This window comes from Arthrobacter sp. TJ-240 (assembly GCF_058269195.1).
On sequence record NZ_JBZCNG010000002.1, the window covers coordinates 77848 to 95107 of the forward strand.

General features: G+C 67.3%; 12 protein-coding genes and 1 tRNA gene. 10 read left to right on the forward strand and 3 right to left on the reverse strand.

Annotated elements, in window-relative coordinates; all coding sequences use genetic code 11:
* Window positions 1-55: 55 nt before the first annotated feature.
* The 6 genes from trpB (at window position 56) to pyk (ending at window position 11449) form a co-directional block, all read left to right on the forward strand.
* Window positions 56-1411, forward strand: a complete 1356-nt coding sequence (gene trpB / locus AC4D2C_RS05075; protein ID WP_490914005.1) for a tryptophan synthase subunit beta — start codon at window positions 56-58, stop codon at window positions 1409-1411.
* Window positions 1408-2262, forward strand: coding sequence for a tryptophan synthase subunit alpha (trpA, locus tag AC4D2C_RS05080; RefSeq protein WP_490913162.1), 855 nt, complete (start codon window positions 1408-1410; stop codon window positions 2260-2262). The genes trpB and trpA overlap by 4 nt, the downstream gene beginning before the upstream one ends.
* Window positions 2259-3503, forward strand: coding sequence for a prolipoprotein diacylglyceryl transferase (gene lgt, locus AC4D2C_RS05085; RefSeq protein WP_490913163.1), 1245 nt, complete (start codon window positions 2259-2261; stop codon window positions 3501-3503). Before trpA ends, lgt begins: the two co-directional genes overlap by 4 nt.
* Before the next feature lie 318 nt (window positions 3504-3821).
* Window positions 3822-8438 (forward strand): glutamate synthase large subunit, encoded by a 4617-nt coding sequence (gltB, locus tag AC4D2C_RS05090; RefSeq protein WP_490913165.1) that lies wholly within the window; start codon window positions 3822-3824, stop codon window positions 8436-8438.
* Window positions 8431-9888 (forward strand): glutamate synthase subunit beta, encoded by a 1458-nt coding sequence (locus AC4D2C_RS05095; RefSeq protein WP_490913166.1) that lies wholly within the window; start codon window positions 8431-8433, stop codon window positions 9886-9888. Before gltB ends, AC4D2C_RS05095 begins: the two co-directional genes overlap by 8 nt.
* Before the next feature lie 70 nt (window positions 9889-9958).
* A complete protein-coding gene (gene pyk / locus AC4D2C_RS05100) occupies window positions 9959-11449 on the forward strand; it encodes a pyruvate kinase (RefSeq protein WP_490913168.1) in 1491 nt (496 codons plus the stop codon).
* Between the two features lie 84 nt (window positions 11450-11533).
* On the opposite strand, the gene AC4D2C_RS05105 is transcribed toward pyk, so the two are convergent.
* Window positions 11534-12136, reverse strand: coding sequence for an ANTAR domain-containing response regulator (locus AC4D2C_RS05105; RefSeq protein WP_208741031.1), 603 nt, complete (start codon window positions 12134-12136; stop codon window positions 11534-11536).
* A gap of 145 nt (window positions 12137-12281) precedes the next feature.
* Here AC4D2C_RS05105 and AC4D2C_RS05110 point away from each other — a divergent pair.
* Window positions 12282-12363 (forward strand) — tRNA-Leu (locus tag AC4D2C_RS05110).
* Between the two features lie 397 nt (window positions 12364-12760).
* The gene (locus AC4D2C_RS05115) at window positions 12761-13186 is read left to right on the forward strand and encodes a hypothetical protein (RefSeq protein ID WP_490913169.1); all 426 of its coding nucleotides are present in this window, start codon (window positions 12761-12763) and stop codon (window positions 13184-13186) included.
* Window positions 13187-13897: 711 nt separating this feature from the next.
* On the opposite strand, the gene AC4D2C_RS05120 is transcribed toward AC4D2C_RS05115, so the two are convergent.
* On the reverse strand, window positions 13898-14971 hold the full coding sequence (locus tag AC4D2C_RS05120) for a lysylphosphatidylglycerol synthase transmembrane domain-containing protein (protein ID WP_490913171.1): 1074 nt from the start codon (window positions 14969-14971) through the stop codon (window positions 13898-13900).
* 63 nt (window positions 14972-15034) lie between these two features.
* Here AC4D2C_RS05120 and AC4D2C_RS05125 point away from each other — a divergent pair, with 63 nt between their 5' ends.
* A complete protein-coding gene (locus AC4D2C_RS05125; RefSeq protein ID WP_490913173.1) occupies window positions 15035-15157 on the forward strand; it encodes a hypothetical protein in 123 nt (40 codons plus the stop codon).
* A gap of 81 nt (window positions 15158-15238) precedes the next feature.
* On the opposite strand, the gene AC4D2C_RS05130 is transcribed toward AC4D2C_RS05125, so the two are convergent.
* Window positions 15239-15709, reverse strand: coding sequence for a GAP family protein (locus AC4D2C_RS05130; RefSeq protein WP_490913175.1), 471 nt, complete (start codon window positions 15707-15709; stop codon window positions 15239-15241).
* A gap of 684 nt (window positions 15710-16393) precedes the next feature.
* Between AC4D2C_RS05130 and AC4D2C_RS05135 the strand changes: the two genes are divergently transcribed.
* The gene (locus AC4D2C_RS05135) at window positions 16394-16771 is read left to right on the forward strand and encodes an SHOCT domain-containing protein (protein ID WP_490913176.1); all 378 of its coding nucleotides are present in this window, start codon (window positions 16394-16396) and stop codon (window positions 16769-16771) included.
* Window positions 16772-17260: the final 489 nt, after the last annotated feature.

The following is a 17260-nucleotide window of genomic DNA, read 5'->3' on the forward strand; positions in this document are numbered from 1 at the left end:
GCACCGCCGCCCGGACCAGGACCAACAGGACAGGAACGCTGAAGCCATGACCGAGATGCACCAGGACACGGGCCTGACCGGCGCGGACGCCGGAGCAGCGGACGCCATCGACGCCGGGACGGCCGAGGCGTTCCTCAGCCACGACGAGAGCCTCCGCCACGCCCCCGGACCGTACTTCGGCGCGTACGGCGGACGCTGGATGCCCGAATCGCTGATCGCCGCCCTCGACGAACTGCAGGACACGTTCGACAAGGCGAAGGCCGATCCAGCGTTCACCGCGCAGGTGGCCGAGCTGAACCGGAACTACGCCGGCAGGCCGTCCCTGCTCACCGAGGCGCAGCGCTTCGCCGAGCACTGCGGCGGGGTCCGGGTGTTCCTCAAGCGCGAGGACCTCAACCACACCGGTTCCCACAAGATCAACAACGTCCTCGGCCAGGCCCTCATCGCCAAGCGGATGGGCAAGACCCGCGTCATCGCCGAGACCGGCGCCGGCCAGCACGGCGTCGCCAGCGCGACGGCGGCGGCCCTCCTCGGGCTGGAATGCGTCGTGTACATGGGGGCGGAGGACACCCGCCGCCAGGCCCTGAACGTCGCGCGCATGCAGCTGCTCGGCGCCACCGTCATCCCCGTCACCAACGGCTCGCAGACCCTCAAGGACGCCATCAACGACGCCCTGCGCGACTGGGTGGCGAACGTCGACACCACGCACTACCTCCTCGGCACCGCCGCCGGCGCGCACCCCTTCCCGGCGATGGTGCGGTACTTCCACGAGGTCATCGGCGAGGAGGCACGCGAGCAGATCCTCGAGCAGGCCGGCAGGCTGCCCGACGCCGTCTGCGCCTGCGTGGGCGGCGGCTCCAACGCCATCGGCATGTTCCACGGCTTCCTCGACGACCGCGACGTGGCCCTCTACGGCTTCGAGGCCGGCGGTGACGGCGTCGAGTCCGGGCGGCACGCGGCCACCATCACCCTGGGCCGCCCCGGAGTGCTGCACGGCGCCCGGTCCTACCTCATGCAGGACGAGGACGGCCAGACGATGGAGTCGCACTCCATCTCCGCCGGACTCGACTACCCGGGCGTGGGCCCCGAGCACGCCTACCTCGCCGACATCGGGCGCGCCCACTACGAGCCCATCACCGACGCGGAGGCCATGGAGGCGTTCCAGCTCCTCAGCCGGACCGAGGGCATCATCCCCGCCATCGAGACGGCGCACGCCCTCGCAGGCGCCATGAAGGTGGGACAGCGCCTCGCCGCGGATCTCGCACCGGGGGAGAACCCCTCGGACCGGATCGTCGTCGTGAATCTCTCGGGCCGCGGCGACAAGGACGTGGCGACCGCCGCGGGCTACTTCGACCTGCTGCCGGATGACAGTGCCGAGCAGGAGATCGCGGAGGAGGGTGAGCAGCTGTGACCACGCAGTCCACGAACGGTCCTGCCGGAGGCCCCGCCACCGCCGGGCAGTCCAAGGCCGCCGCCGCCATCGAGAAGGCCCGGAGCGAGGGGCGCGCGGCGCTCATCGGCTACCTGCCCGCGGGCTTCCCCGACGTGCAGACCAGCATCGACGCCGGCATCGCCCTGGCGCGGAACGGCGTCGACCTCATCGAGATCGGCATCCCCTACTCGGACCCCGTGATGGACGGGCAGGTGATCCAGGAGGCGACCGTCGAGGCGCTGGCCAACGGCTTCACCGTGCCCCGCATCTTCGACGTCGTCGAGGGCATCACGCGTGAGACGGACGCCGCCGTCATGGTGATGACCTACTGGAACCCGGTGATGCGCATGGGCGTCCGCGCGTTCGCCGAGCGCCTCGCGGCCGCCGGCGGAGCGGGGCTCATCACGCCCGACCTCATCCCCGACGAGGCGGCCGAGTGGCTCGAGGCGTCGGACGAGTTCGGCCTGGACCGCGTGTTCCTCGTGGCGCCCTCGACGTCGCCGCAGCGCATGCAGGCCACCGTGGAGGCCAGCCGGGGCTTCGTCTACGCCGTCTCGGTCATGGGCGTCACGGGTGCCCGGACCTCCGTGGGGGCCGCGGCACGCGCCGTGGTCGACGCCGCCCACGCGGCGGGCGCGGACCGCGTCTGCGTGGGGCTCGGGGTCTCCTCCTCGGCCCAGGTGCGGGAGATCGGCGCCTACGCCGACGGCGTCATCGTCGGGACGGCCCTCGTGGCCGCCCTGCGCGACGGCGGCGTGGACGCGGTCGCCGACCTCACCCGCGAGCTGAGCACCGGGACGCCGAAGGCGCCGACGGGAGGGGCGGCATGAGCGCGGGCACGACCCTGACCATCGCGGCCTCGATCCCGAGCCCTCCGTCCGAGTGGGCGAGCTTCGACCTCGGCCCCCTGACCATCCACGCCTATGCACTGTGCATCCTGGCCGGGATCATCCTGGCCCTGATCCTGACGCAGAAGCGCTTCGTCTCCTTCGGCGGCCACGCGGACGCCGTCTGGGACATCGCCATCTGGGCCATCCCGTTCGGCATCATCGGCGGGCGGCTCTACCACGTGGTCTCCTCGCCCGACGCCTACTTCGGGCCCGAGGGAGACCTCGCGCGGATCCCGCAGATCTGGCAGGGCGGGCTCGGCATCTGGGGCGCCATCGCCCTGGGCGCCGTCGGTGCGTGGATCGGTGCCCGGCGCGCGGGCGTGAAGCTCTCCGCGTTCGCCGACGCCGCCGCGCCCGGTGTCCTCCTCGCGCAGGCCGTCGGCCGGCTCGGCAACTGGTTCAACCAGGAGCTCTTCGGCGCACCGACCACGCTGCCGTGGGGCCTCGAGATCGACGCCGACAACGCGAACTTCCCGCCCGACCAAGCGCCCGGCACGCTGTTCCACCCGACCTTCCTCTACGAACTCCTGTGGAACCTCGCCGGCGTGGCGCTCCTGCTGCTGCTCGCCCGGAGGTTCCGGCTCCGTGGCGGCCGCATGTTCTGGCTGTACGCCGCCTACTACACCCTCGGGCGCGTCTGGATCGAGGCGCTGCGCATCGACGACGCCGAGATGGTCACCCTCTTCGGCATCACGCAGCGCCTCAACGTGTGGACCAGCATCGCCGTCTTCCTCGTGTCGCTCGCCGTGCTCGTCTACCTGTCGGTCCGGCGCGGACCCGTCGACGACTCCTCCGTGTACCTGCCCGGGCGGGAGCCGAAGGGCGCCGTCGAGGGTGACGCGGACCGGAAGGACGCCGCGGACCTCCCGGCTTCCGGGGACGACGGGAAGGGCGCAAGCACCACCGGCATCACGACGGGCGCCGGCCGTGGCGTGGACAGCGACACGGACGCCCCTGCGAACGGTCGTGTGGACGGCGATGCGGACAACGAGCTGAACGGTGATGCAGAGGGCGACAGGATCGGCGGGGACGACGTTCCGGCGCGCTCCTCGGACACGGCCGGCGATGCCCCGCGGGCCGCCTCCGGTAACGCTTCGGCCACAGGAAGCCACGTGGCGGACACCGCGCAGAGGGCGCGGAACGACCGTGGTAACCTTTCCGAAACAACGGCTCCCGAGTAGCGCTCCATGTTCCTCAGGGCCCCGCGAAAGCGGAGCCGCGGGATTCGGTCCCCGCAAGCAGTCCCCGGGCCACCGCCCTCCAAGGACGCAACACCACACAGTTGTGGACCATCGGTGCGACGGCCGGATCACCTCCGCCCGCACCTGAATCGCCCCACCCGGCGCAGCACGAACACTGCGACTGCCCGCCAAAAGCGCCGGGCCGACCCGGCGCAGGCGGACAGATGAACCAACACACGGTGCCCGCTCGAAGCGGACCCCGCGGGGCCAAGGCTGTCCCCTCCCGACGCTCCATCAAGGGGGAAGGATCCTTATCCGATGACTGCTGAAACACCAGAGACCTCAACCGGGACGCGGCCCACGCCGTCGACCACGGCGCCCGTCGAGTCTCCCTTCACGCGCTTTGCCGCCATCCCGGAGGCCACGGGCCTCTACGACCCCGAGAACGAGAAGGACGCGTGCGGCCTGGCCGTCATCGCGACCCTGCGCGGGGAGCCCGGCCACGACATCGTCGACGCCGCCCTGACCGCTCTGCGCAACCTCGAGCACCGCGGCGCCGTGGGCGCCGACGAGGGCACCGGCGACGGCGCGGGCCTGCTGACGCAGATCCCGGACGAGTTCTTCCGCGCCGTCGTCGACTTCCCGCTGCCCGCCGCCGGCTCCTACGTGGTCGGCACGGCGTTCCTGCCGACCGAGGCGAAGGAGGAGGAGACGGCCCGTGCGGGCCTCGAGTCGATCGCCGAGGCCGAAGGCCTGGACGTGCTGGGCTGGCGTGTGGTCCCCGTCGTGGCGGACCTCGTGGGCGCCATGGCCCGGGCGTGCATGCCGCACTTCGTGCAGCTCTTCCTGGCGCCGGCCGACGGTGCCGTGTTCGACCTCGACGCACGCGCGTTCCGGGTCCGCAAGCGCGCGCAGAACAAGTTCGGCGTCTACTTCCCGTCCCTGTCCTCGAAGACGATCGTCTACAAGGGCATGCTGACCACGGCGCAGCTCGAGCCGTTCTACCCCGACCTCTCCGACGAGCGCTTCAAGACGCGCCTCGGGATCGTGCACTCCCGCTTCTCCACGAACACGTTTCCCTCGTGGCCCCTGGCCCAGCCGTTCCGCACCATCGCCCACAACGGCGAGATCAACACCGTCAAGGGCAACCGCAACTGGATGCGCGCCCGCCAGTCGCAGCTGTCCAACCGGCTGCTCGGTGACTCCCCGGAGGAGCTGTACCCCATCTGCACGCCGGGTGCCTCCGACTCCGCTTCCTTCGACGAGGTTGCCGAACTGCTGACCCTCTCGGGGCGGCCCATCACGCACTCGATCATGATGATGATCCCCGAGGCGTGGGAGAACCACGCCACCATGGACCCGGCCCGCCGCGCCTTCTACCAGTACCACTCGATGCTCATGGAGCCCTGGGACGGCCCGGCCGCGGTGTCCTTCACCGACGGGCGACTCGTCGGCGCCGTCCTCGACCGCAACGGCCTGCGCCCCGCCCGCTACTGGGTTACCGAGGACGGGCTCGTGATCCTCGCGTCCGAGGTGGGCGTGCTCGACATCGAGCCCTCCCGCGTGGTCCGCAAGGGCCGCGTCTCGCCCGGCAAGATGTTCCTCGTCGACACCGAGGACGGCCGGCTCATCGAGGACCAGGAGATCAAGGCCGAGGTGGCCGCCGCGAACCCGTGGAGCGAGTGGGTCAGGGAGAACCTGATCCAGCTCGAGGACCTGCCGGAACGCGAGCACGTCATCCACACGAAGGCGTCCATCAACCGCCGCCAGCGCACCTTCGGGTACACGCAGGAGGAACTGCGCATCCTCCTCGGCCCCATGGCGAAGAACGGCGCCGAGCCGCTCGGCGCGATGGGCTCCGACACGCCCATCGCCGTGCTCTCCAAGCGCCCGCGCCTGCTGTTCGACTACTTCGTGCAGTCCTTCGCGCAGGTCACGAACCCGCCGCTCGACTCCATCCGCGAGGAACTGGTGACCTCGATGGGCGTCACGATCGGCCCGGACGGCAACCTGTTGTCCACCGGGCAGGTGCGCTCCAAGCAGATCGCGCTGAAGTTCCCCGTCATCAACAACGACGAACTCGCGAAGATCGCCAACCTCGAGACCGACGACGGAGACCGCCTCACGGTCCGCGTGCGCGGCCTGTACCGGCACGACGGCGGCGAAGCGGCCCTCCGTGCCCGCCTCGCGGAGATCTGCGAGCAGGTCTCCAGTGCGCTGAACCGCGGGGTGGAGTACGTGGTGCTCTCCGACCGCGACTCGAATGCCCAGTGGGCGCCCATCCCGTCCCTGCTGCTCACCAGCGCCGTGCACCACCACCTGCTGCGCAGCGCGAACCGCACCAAGACCTCCCTCGTGGTCGAGGCCGGCGACGTACGCGAGGTCCACCACGTCGCCGTCCTGATCGGCTACGGTGCCTCGGCGGTCAACCCCTACCTGGCCATGGAGAGCTGCGAGGAGCTCGTCCGGAACGGCGACATCACCGGCGTCACCGCCGAGAAGGCCGTCGCGCACCTCATCAAGGGCCTCGGCAAGGGCGTCCTGAAGATCATGTCCAAGATGGGCATCTCCACGGTCAGCTCCTACTGCGGCGCCCAGACCTTCGAGGCGCTCGGACTCGCGCAGGAACTCGTCGACGAGTACTTCCACGGCACGCAGACCCAGCTGGGCGGCGTCGGGCTCGACGTCGTCGCGGCGGAGACCGCGGCCCGACACGAGAGCGCGTACCCGCAGGACGGCATCGAGGACCCCCACCGCGGCCTCGACAACGGCGGCGAGTACCAGTGGCGCCGTGAGGGTCCGCCCCACCTGTTCAACCCCGAGACGGTGTTCCGGCTGCAGCACGCCACGCGCGAGCGCCGCTACGACATCTTCAAGGCCTACACGCGCGGCGTGGACGACCAGTCCAAGGACCTCATGACCCTCCGGGGGCTCCTGAAGCTGCGCGGCGATGCCCGCCCGCCCCTCGGCATCGACGAGGTGGAGCCCGTCTCCGCCATCGTGAAGCGGTTCTCCACGGGCGCCATGAGCTACGGCTCGATCTCGCAGGAGGCGCACGAGACCCTGGCGATCGCGATGAACCGCCTCGGCGCCAAGTCCAACACGGGGGAGGGCGGCGAGGACGTCGAGCGCCTGCTGGACCCCGAGCGCCGCTCCGCCATCAAGCAGGTGGCCTCCGGCCGGTTCGGCGTGACGAGCCTGTACCTCACGAACGCCGACGACATCCAGATCAAGATGGCGCAGGGGGCCAAGCCCGGCGAGGGCGGCCAGCTGATGAGCCAGAAGGTCTACCCGTGGATCGCCCGGACGCGGCACTCCACGCCCGGCGTCGCGCTCATCTCGCCGCCGCCGCACCACGACATCTACTCCATCGAGGACCTCGCCCAGCTCATCTACGACCTGAAGCGGTCCAACCCGAGCGCGCGCGTCCACGTCAAGCTCGTCTCCGAGGTGGGCATCGGCACGGTCGCCGCGGGCGTCACGAAGGCCAAGGCCGACGTCGTCCTGGTGTCCGGGCACGACGGCGGCACCGGCGCGAGCCCGCTCAACTCGCTGAAGCACGCCGGCATCCCGTGGGAGCTCGGCCTGGCCGAGACGCAGCAGACCCTGATGCTCAACGGCCTGCGCGACCGCGTGGTGGTGCAGGTGGACGGACAGCTCAAGACCGGGCGCGACGTCGTCATCGCCGCCCTGCTCGGCGGCGAGGAGTTCGGCTTCGCGACCGCCCCGCTCGTGGTGTCCGGCTGCATCATGATGCGCGTCTGCCACCTCGACACCTGCCCCGTGGGCGTCGCGACGCAGAACCCGGAGCTGCGCAGCCGCTTCACGGGCAAGCCGGAATTCGTGGTTAACTTCTTCGAGTTCATCGCCGAGGAGGTCCGGGAGATCCTCGCGGAGCTCGGTTTCCGCACGCTCGAGGAGGCCATCGGTCACAGCGAGCTGCTCGACGCCCGCGAGGCGATCGAGCACTGGAAGGCCGACGGCCTCGACCTCGACCCGATCCTGCGCGGCAACGAGTTCGACTCGGGTGAGCCGATGCGCAACATGCTCCCGCAGAACCACGAGCTCGACCAGCACTTCGACAACAAGCTCATCGAGATGAGCGCCGACGCGCTGCACCACCGCTCACCGGTCCGCATCTCGGTGGACGTCGTCAACACGGACCGCTCCGTCGGCACGATGCTCGGCCACGAGGTGACCCGCACGTTCGGGCTGGACACCCTGGGCACGAACACCATCGACGTGACCCTCACGGGCCAGGCCGGGCAGTCGCTCGGCGCCTTCCTGCCGGCCGGTATCACACTGCGGCTGCTCGGGGACTCCAACGACTACGTGGGCAAGGGGCTGTCCGGCGGGCGGATCATCGTCCGTCCGGACCGCGCCAACGTCTTCCGCGCGGAGGACAACGTCATTGCGGGCAATGTCATCGGCTATGGCGCCACGAGTGGAGAGATGTTCCTCCGAGGGCAGGTGGGGGAGCGGTTCCTCGTCCGCAACTCCGGGGCGACGGCTGTGGCCGAGGGTATCGGCGACCACGGCTGCGAGTACATGACCGGCGGGCAGGCCCTGATCCTCGGCCGCACGGGCCGCAACTTCGGCGCGGGCATGTCGGGCGGCACGGCCTTCGTGCTCGACCTCGACCGTGCCCGCGTCAACAAGCAGAGCCTCGAGAACGGCGAGCTCCTGCTCGTCGACCTCGACGCCGAGGACATCGAGATCGTCCGGCGCCTGCTGATCCAGCACGTCGAGGAGACCGAGTCCACGCTGGCCGAGAGTCTGCTCGAGTCCTTCGAGGACACCATCGCCCGATTCACGAAGGTCCTGCCGCGCGACTACGCCGCGGTACTGGACGCCCGCGCCACCGCCGTCGAGCAGGGACTCGATCCCGACGGTGCGGAGGCATGGACCAAGATCCTGGAGGTTACCGGTGGCTGACCCACGCGGATTTCTGAAGGTGCGCGAGCGCCAGACCCAGCCGCGGCGGCCCGTGCCGGTGCGCATCATGGACTGGCAGGAGGTGTACGAGGCGCAGGAGAAGGGCGTCCTGAAGTCTCAGGCCGGCCGCTGCATGGACTGCGGCATCCCGTTCTGCCACCAGGGCTGCCCGCTGGGCAACCTCATCCCGGAGTGGAACGACCTCACCTTCCGCGACAAGGGCCGCGAGGCGATCGAGCGGCTGCACGCCACGAACAACTTCCCGGAGTTCACGGGCCGCCTCTGCCCGGCGCCGTGCGAGTCCTCCTGTGTGCTCGGCATCAACCAGCCGCCCGTGACCATCAAGCAGGTCGAGGTCTCCATCGCCGACCAGGCGTTCGAGGAGGGATGGGTGGAACCCCACCCGCCGGAGCGCCTGACCGACCGCACCATCGCCGTCGTCGGCTCCGGCCCGGCCGGACTGGCCGCGGCCCAGCAACTGACGCGCGCGGGCCACACGGTCGCCGTCTACGAGCGCGACGACCGGATCGGCGGGCTGCTGCGCTACGGCATCCCGGACTTCAAGATGGAGAAGATCCACCTCGAGCGCCGCCTCGACCAGATGAAGGCCGAGGGCACGCGCTTCCGCACCGGCGTCGAGGTCGGCAAGGACATCAGCTGGGGGCAACTCAAGCGGCGCTACGACGCCGTCGTCGTCGCCACCGGGGCCACGGTGCCGCGGGACCTCGCCATCCCCGGCCGCGAACTCCAGGGTGTGCACTTCGCCATGGACTACCTCGTTCAGGCGAACCGTGTGGTGGCCGGCGAGGCCATCGAGGACCAGATCCACGCCGAGGGCAAGCACGTGGTCATCCTCGGAGGCGGCGACACCGGCGCCGACTGCCTCGGCACCGCGCACCGGCAGAAGGCGGCGAGCGTCACGACGCTCGCGATCGGCCAGCAGCCGTCGTCCGAACGGCGCCCGGACCAGCCCTGGCCAACGTTCCCGACACTCTTCGACATCGCCAGCGCCCACGAGGAGGGCGGCGAGCGACGCTACCTGGCATCCACCGTGGAGTTCGTCGGCGACCACGGCGTGCTGCGCGGCATCAAGGTCGCGGAGACCGAGTTCGTGGACGGCCGCCGCGTGCCGAAGGCCGGCACCGAGCGCGAGATCCCCGCGGACCTCGTGTTCCTCTCGCTCGGTTTCACGGGAGCGGAACCGGCGGGCATCACCGAGCAGGTCCACGCCGAGTTCGACGAGCGCGGCAACGTGGCACGCGACGGCTACTACATGACGAACACCCCGGGCGTCTTCTCGGCGGGCGACGCCGGCCGCGGCCAGTCGCTCATCGTGTGGGCCATCGCCGAAGGCCGCGCGTGCGCCGCCGCGGTGGACCAGTGGCTGATGGGATCCACCAAGCTGCCCGCCCCCGTGGCACCCACCGACCGCTCCATCGCCGTCCTCTGACCGGCACCGGCACCACCCCGCCCCATCTTCTTGCACCATTCCGACGACCCAACACGACTAGGCTAGGTTCATGAGACGCGCAAAAATCGTTGCCACCTTCGGCCCCGCAATCGCCAGCTATGAGAACACGCTCGCTGTGCTCGAGGCGGGCGTCGACGTGGCCCGGATGAACATGAGCCACGGTGACTACACCGTGCACAGCAGCACCTACGAGAACGTCCGCCGTGCCTCGGAGGAGCTCGGCAAGCCCGTCGGCATCTTCGCCGACCTCCAGGGACCGAAGATCCGCCTCGGACGCTTCGCCGACGGCCCGCACGCCCTCGCCGCCGGCGATGTCTTCACCATCACCGTCGAGGACATCGAGGGCACGCAGGAGATCTCCTCCACCACGTTCAAGGGGCTGCCGCAGGACGTCAACGTCGGCGACATGCTGCTCATCGACGACGGCAAGGTCTCTCTGCGCGCCACGGCGGTCGACGACGTGAAGGTCACCACCGAGGTCGTCGTCGGCGGCATGGTGTCCAACAACAAGGGCATCAATCTGCCGGGCGTCGCCGTGAACGTCCCCGCCCTCAGTGACAAGGACGAGGAGGACCTCCGCTGGGCCATCCGGATCGGCGTCGACATGGTCGCCCTCTCCTTCGTGCGTGACGCCGGCGACGTGAAGCGCGTCCACGAGATCATGGACGAGGAAGGCCGTCGCGTCCCGGTCATCGCGAAGATCGAGAAGCCGCAGGCGGTCGACGCCCTCGAGTCGATCATCGACGCGTTCGACGCCATCATGGTGGCCCGTGGCGACCTCGGCGTGGAGCTGCCGCTGCAGGACGTGCCGATCGTGCAGAAGCGCGCCGTCGAGCTCGCCCGCCGTTGGGCCAAGCCCGTCATCGTCGCCACGCAGGTCCTCGAGTCCATGATCGACAACCCGCGTCCCACGCGTGCCGAGGCCTCCGACTGCGCCAACGCCGTGCTCGACGGCGCGGACGCGGTCATGCTGTCCGGCGAGACGAGCGTGGGCAAGTACCCGATCGAGACGGTCCGCACCATGGCCGACATCATCGAGTCCACCGAGCGCCACGGCCTCGAGCGCGTGCCGCCGCTCGGCAGCAAGCCGAAGACCCGCGGCGGAGCCATCACGCGCGCCGCCGTCGAGATCTCGGACCAGCTCGACGCGAAGTACATCTGCACCTTCACCCAGTCGGGTGACTCCGCACGCCGCCTGTCCCGCCTGCGCCCGAGGAAGCCGGTCTTCGCCTTCACACCGGTGCAGTCGACCCTGAACGCCATGTCCCTCATCTGGGGCATCCAGCCCAAGCTCGTCGAGTTCGTCGCGCACACCGACGAGATGACGGCCCAGGTGGACAAGGTGCTCTTCGAGCAGGGCCTGGTCGAGGTGGACGACCTCGTGGTGATCGCAGCCGGGTCCCCTCCAGGACAGGCCGGTTCGACGAACTCCATCAAGGTCCACCGCGTCGGCGACATCACCGACGCCGGACAGCTGCCCGACGACCACACGTCCTACGTGAAGGAGGGCGTCGGCCCCTGGCCCGTCAAGAAGAAGTAGCGGGTCCCTGACGCAGAAGACCCCCACCCTCGCCGGGTGGGGGTCTTTTCGTCGTCTCTTCGATCGGGTCGGTCGACCCTGCTCTCAGTTGACCTGGTTGATGATCGTCTCGGCGACCTCGCGCATGCTGAGGCGGCGGTCCATGGACGTCTTCTGGATCCAGCGGAAGGCCTCGGGCTCGGTGAGGCCCATCTTGGTGGTCAGGAGGCTCTTGGCGCGCTCCACGAGCTTGCGGGTGGCGAACTGCTCCTGCAGGTCGGACACCTCGGCCTCGAGGGCCTTGATCTCCTCGTGACGCGACATCGCGATCTCGATGGCGGGGATCAGGTCGGCCGGAGTGAAGGGCTTGACGACGTACGCCATCGCCCCGGCGTCGCGCGCCCGTTCGATGAGTTCCTTCTGACTGAAGGCGGTGAGCAGGACCACGGGGGCGATCCTGGCCTTGACGATCTGCTCGGCGGCGGTGATGCCGTCCATGACGGGCATCTTCACGTCCATGAGGACGAGGTCGGGCTTGTGCTCCTCGGCGAGTGCCACGGCCTTCTCGCCGTTGTCGGCCTCGGCCACGACCTCGTAGCCTTCCCCACGCAGGATCTCGATGATGTCGAGCCGGATGAGCGTCTCGTCCTCGGCCACGATGACCCGGCGTGCGGGTCCGGCGGGCGTGGATTCGGTGGGTTCAGACACTGTTGCTCCTTGATGATGGTGGCGTTCCGGTGGGTCCGCGGAGACGTGCTCGCGTACCCGGAAACAGACTATCGGCATGTAGAGTGGATTCGCGCACCGGCGGATGCGGAAGCAGGGCTTCCCTCCCGTGGCCGGGGCGCTGATGGCCCGAATGGCGGAATTGGCAGACGCGCTGCACTCAAAATGCAGTATCGAGAGGTGTGTGGGTTCGAGTCCCACTTCGGGCACCCTGCATCCCCTCAGCGGCGGCTGTCCCTCTCCCGGAGCGGGCGGACCGGCGCACGGTCAGTTCTCCGACACGCCGACTCTCCGACACACCGACGCCGGACCCGCGACGGCGGGCCGTGCCCCTTCTCTCATCGGTGGCGGACGTCTATGCTTGGGGTCCACCGCGCGACGGTGTTGGGACGGCCTCGCTGGGGAAGCACAGTCCGAAAGTGAACATCGCAACTGCAGGCAGCGTAGACGAGGAATCCGAGCGAGGACGCCCCATTCCGGTACGTGTCAGCGCGAATCTGCTCCGGGTATGAACGGGCGGCCTCGCCGGACAGCGGCCCGCGGCGTGCTGTACACGGCACGCACCCATCCCCTCTATCTGGCCGGCATGCGTGGAAGAAAACCATCATGAAAAAATCTCTTAGCTGGCGTCTGTTCGTCCTCGTCGCAGGAACCCTGTTCGCCCTCATAGCAGGTATGGGCATGTCCGCACCGGCTGTTGCATCACCCGCCCAGGTCGCCACCGCCGGCAACCACTACGACTACGAGGATTTGAACCTCAAGGTGAACCGGGACGGCAAACACATCAATTTGAAGGTTATCGGCGACGATTACGATGCGAAGTGGGTTGTCGTGAAAGTCGTCCAGACCAATCACCACGGCAAGGAGCGGGTGATCGACCATCGGAAGGTGTGGACGGAGAAGGGGGACTTCAAGTACCAGATCAAGAATGTGAAGTGCGGCAACACCTACCAGGCCTTCAGTGAGAGCAAGAAGGACGGCTGGGACAAGAGCGACAGGATCTGGATCAAGTGCGATAGGCACGGTCACTGACACCACGACCAGCGCACTCCACCGGATCGGCCCGGGAAGACCGGGCGGAGACGGCCTGATAGGCATTCTCGACTGATATGAATCCTCGACCCGGCAGCGGACCGGCCCTCTATGGGCCCGTCCGCTGCCGGGTCTCCTCATCAGGCGGCCGGTCTCGCTGCAGCACTTCGGCGGGAACATATGCCGAAGCCCCTCTCGCGGAGACCGCAAAAAGTAGTGCGTATCTACGCCGAGGATCGGCTGAGGGCCCCGCATGCAGGGTTGCTGGTTCTGGCGGCATCAGTGCCCCCGCGTCATCCCCGTCCGGCGCTTGCCGGATTATCATCGCGCCGCAGAGCTCCCGGCTCCGGAATAAGCGGATTGAGATGTCAAGCGATGACGCATCAGGATCTCGATTCCATCCTTAGTTGGGTGGGCACCGAGATCGAGACCGAGACCGTCAAGTGGGCCGGGAACCCCTCTCTCCAAGCTGCGGATTGACGCCAGCTCGCGGTCTACCAAGTCGACGAGCAATGGCTGTTGTGGGGCGGCGCTCATCCGCGCTCCACAAAGAGGGTCAACCACGCGCGGCGCGGCCTAAGTGTGGGTCGGGCATTGACGGAACACATCGCGCAGGACGGCTTCAGAGCCAAGAGCCTATGGACCGTACCATCGGTGACGGGACGATCCGAACATCATGCTCTCTCACCAGGGACGAATCCTCTCCAGGTGCTACTGCGATGCATCCCCATCGCTCTCCGTCGGCGGCTCGTCAGGGGAGGGGCCGGGCATGCTGCGCCGCCATAAAAGGATGGCAATGAGTCCGAGGAGGAAGGGTCCTGCCACGGTGAACGTCCGCCATATCAGTGCTGCAGCAAGGGCGGGTTCAAGTATGTCAGCGCCGGCAGTCTCGGTCAGCGAGGCGAGCATGGCGGAGTCCATGACTCCGAGTCCTTGGGCGGGGAACATGGTCAAGGGAAAAGCGAAGAGGTACGCCGCGGCAATGTCGATCAAGGGCAAGGTCGAGTGACTTACCCCCAGGAATCGCAGGGCGAGAACGAAGATCATCAGATCGGTCAACATCATGGCGTAGCTGACCAGGATTGCGCGCGGAAAACGGTGGGAGAACCCTGACGCCAGATTCTGCTGGAAGTCGTACAAGGAACGTGCCCATGCCTCAGGATCCGTGCTGCGCCGCACAGTTCGCACAATCAGTCCTAGTCGCCGGCCGATCCTCCCGGCTCGTTCCTGGTCTCGGGCCACGAGGACCGATGAGATCACCAGCATCGCCGCCAGCACCACGCTGAGAGCATCCAGGAGCCTTAGTCCCGGTGGCACGTTGAGGAAGGGGAGCAGGGCGAAACCGATCAGAGGCGCTGAGAAGCGGACGATGAAGAAAGTGACGGCGTTGATCGCTGTGGCAGCCAAGGCCTGATGCACGTCAACTCGCCATGATCGGAACATCGCCACGCGCAGCACCATGTCGCTCGGCGGCGGGGCGAAGGCCGACGCGGTGCTGGCGGCTAAGTCGTTGACCGTGCACCGGTACAGGCCTGCACCGGGTATGAAGATCGCCAGCGGCGCGGCATTTAGCAACTGCCGGGCGAGAAGCAGGGCGAAGAGGATTCCGGGACTCCACCAGGGCAGTTGTCGCAGCGCATCCCACACGGCGTCGACATCGATCCGCCCATACATCCGCGCAAGGCCCACGACGACGGCCACTGCAACAGCGATCAGGATCAGCCGGGAAATCCAGGAAGCGCGGCGGGTTTCCTGCAGGTTCTGCTCTACTTCTGAATCGGCCATGCCATATGCCTCCTAGCACGTCCCAGCCCTGCTGAAGGCGCGACCGGCACTCTTGGAGCGCCAATGATCTGCTCAATCAAGGATGCCGAGACCCCCTCCGGGAAGATCCATCCCGAGAAGCACGAGCACTGCGAGGTGAACGCCGTCATGTTCGCGCTCAACCACGTGCGAGCTCTGAAAGAGTAGCCTGACGATGGCCGGCGATGATGGTCACCAGTAGGGGAACGATGTCCCCGGGAGTTGAAATCACGGCGAACAGCACAACGGCTACCACGGACTCTGCTGGTCGCGAGAGGTCTCGTCAAGTCGTGCTCCTGCCCCCACCGTCAGCGCGATGTTCCTTGCTACCAGCAGACCTTTCGCCAATCCCGTTCCGAGGGCACCAAGTGAGCTGAGCCCGTCAAGACGGTCCAGAACACCGGGCCACTTCTCCTGGACCTCAGGAGGGCGCTTCAGCCAAGCCACATGCGCTAACCCCAAAAATAGGGCAGCGAACAACAGTTGGACATCGTTGATTGCATCGGCGGCTGCGTCCAGGGGGGCATCTGCGGCGGCGTCGACCAACAGCATTGCGGCACTCGCCAGGGCGAAAAGAGCATTGAACCAACCGATGCCGAACAGAGCGGTTTTCGTCGACCCCCAGCGACCCCGCAACAGAACGATCACCGTTGCGATCGCCATCGGGCTCAGAGCAAGACCGGCGGCCATTGGCGGGGTGTCGCCGACGGCGGTCCACATGAGTCCTCCCCGATTCAAACGACGGCTTGACCCGAACCAGCACTGGGCTGTCCGAGGAACAAGCCTAGATATGCGACGAGCCGTGCATACACTCCACCGGTCCGCGTTTCGTTGTGGGAACCATACCGCGCACTACAACGGTTCGGGAACATTCAAGGGAAGCGCCAATCGTGCATCCAACTGTGCTTGGTGTGGACGAACCCACTTGAAAGACCAAGTCCGGCCCATGACTACCCCATCTGCACTCACCAATACCGCAGTCGTGACAGGCGACAAGATCGAGGAGTAGTCAGTTCCACCTCCACGCGGTGCGGCTACTGCCCGCAGTAGAGGCTTGATCGGCCGCGTGGCACCGGCCGGGCCATGGCACGGCGGGTCGATCAACGGGGCCTGCCGAGCCCGGGCGGTCAGGCCCGGTGCCTGGTTCTGTCAGTGGTTGATGTCAGAGGTCAGGTCGAGGTGACCCGCGCTCCCGGCGGCCTTTTGGTTGCCCTGCAATCCCAACGGCTCTTCTCAGTGAACCTGCACTCATGGCACAATCTACCTATAACGCATTTTGCAGAGACGTCCTGCTCGGTTGTCACCCCGGGTGTAGGGGATCGCCTTAGTTCAGCTTGGACGGGCCGCCTTGAATGTGAAGCCAAAGGGCCGCTCCAGCACGTATGCAACCCCGGGAGAGTGAAAATGAAATTTTGGGATTCTTTCTGGCTGATTGCCTCTTTCGTGTTTTATGCTTCCTACCTTATCGTTCTTTTCATGGTAGTACGGGACATCATCTTCGAATCGACGAGTCCCGGGTGGTCTAAGGCACTATGGATCTTTCTTCTAATTTTTGTCCCAGTTTTCGCATCGCTCGTCTACATCGTCATAAATGGCAGGCGCATGAGCCTTCAAACGCAAGATCTGTACAAGGCTGCCTCGAAAGGCACGCCCGGTCCGTTCGAGGGGGCGCCGGCCAAAAGCCCCCTCGATGAAGTGGAGCGTGCTAAACAGCTCTACGACCAAGGGGTTCTCTCAAAGAACGAGTTCGATGCTTACAAAGTAAAAGCTCTTGGCGGGTGACCGCTTCTCTTTCAGAACCTGCATGCACCTTCCAATAAATTGCGTGGGAGCTCGCACGCATACTAGATGCAGGTCGGGGCTCTCCGAGTGGTCCGTCAGCTTTCCAACGCGCTCGGCTTTTTGGCGTGAACCCACCCTACTTCGCGGTTACGGGTAGTTGAGTGCGGCCGCTGTTCTTCACGCCGCAAGGTCCGTCGATGCCGGCATACTTGGCCTTGGCACCATCGCCGGTTCAACCGAAACAGGGAACGCTGCCGGCCCGGTGGTGCTTGAGGGCGAGCCCCTCGGGTCGTTCCGCAACCTTGCAGCGCCATGGGCCGTTGTGATTCGCGGTGGGCGAATTGATCAACCCCAGATCACAAAGATCCCCGAGATCGATACGCAACTCCACGACTTTCAGCACTGCAGAGGAGCAACACACCGAGCGGGCTATTGCGCCTTTCCCCCGGCCCGGCAGGTAGTTGGAAATTAGGTGTTGGCGAGCGCCAG

Bases quoted from the DNA above. Each gene is read 5' to 3' on its own strand.
- trpB (WP_490914005.1), top strand. From the start codon at position 56: ATGCACCAGGACACGGGCCTGACCGGCGCGGACGCCGGAGCAGCGGAC.
- lgt (WP_490913163.1), top strand. From the start codon at position 2,259: ATGAGCGCGGGCACGACCCTGACCATCGCGGCCTCGATCCCGAGCCCT.
- gltB (WP_490913165.1), top strand. From the start codon at position 3,822: ATGACTGCTGAAACACCAGAGACCTCAACCGGGACGCGGCCCACGCCG.
- pyk (WP_490913168.1), top strand. From the start codon at position 9,959: ATGAGACGCGCAAAAATCGTTGCCACCTTCGGCCCCGCAATCGCCAGC.
- AC4D2C_RS05115 (WP_490913169.1), top strand. From the start codon at position 12,761: ATGAAAAAATCTCTTAGCTGGCGTCTGTTCGTCCTCGTCGCAGGAACC.
- AC4D2C_RS05120 (WP_490913171.1), bottom strand. From the start codon at position 14,971: ATGGCCGATTCAGAAGTAGAGCAGAACCTGCAGGAAACCCGCCGCGCT.
- AC4D2C_RS05125 (WP_490913173.1), top strand. From the start codon at position 15,035: ATGATCTGCTCAATCAAGGATGCCGAGACCCCCTCCGGGAAGATCCAT.
- AC4D2C_RS05130 (WP_490913175.1), bottom strand. From the start codon at position 15,709: ATGTGGACCGCCGTCGGCGACACCCCGCCAATGGCCGCCGGTCTTGCT.
- AC4D2C_RS05135 (WP_490913176.1), top strand. From the start codon at position 16,394: ATGAAATTTTGGGATTCTTTCTGGCTGATTGCCTCTTTCGTGTTTTAT.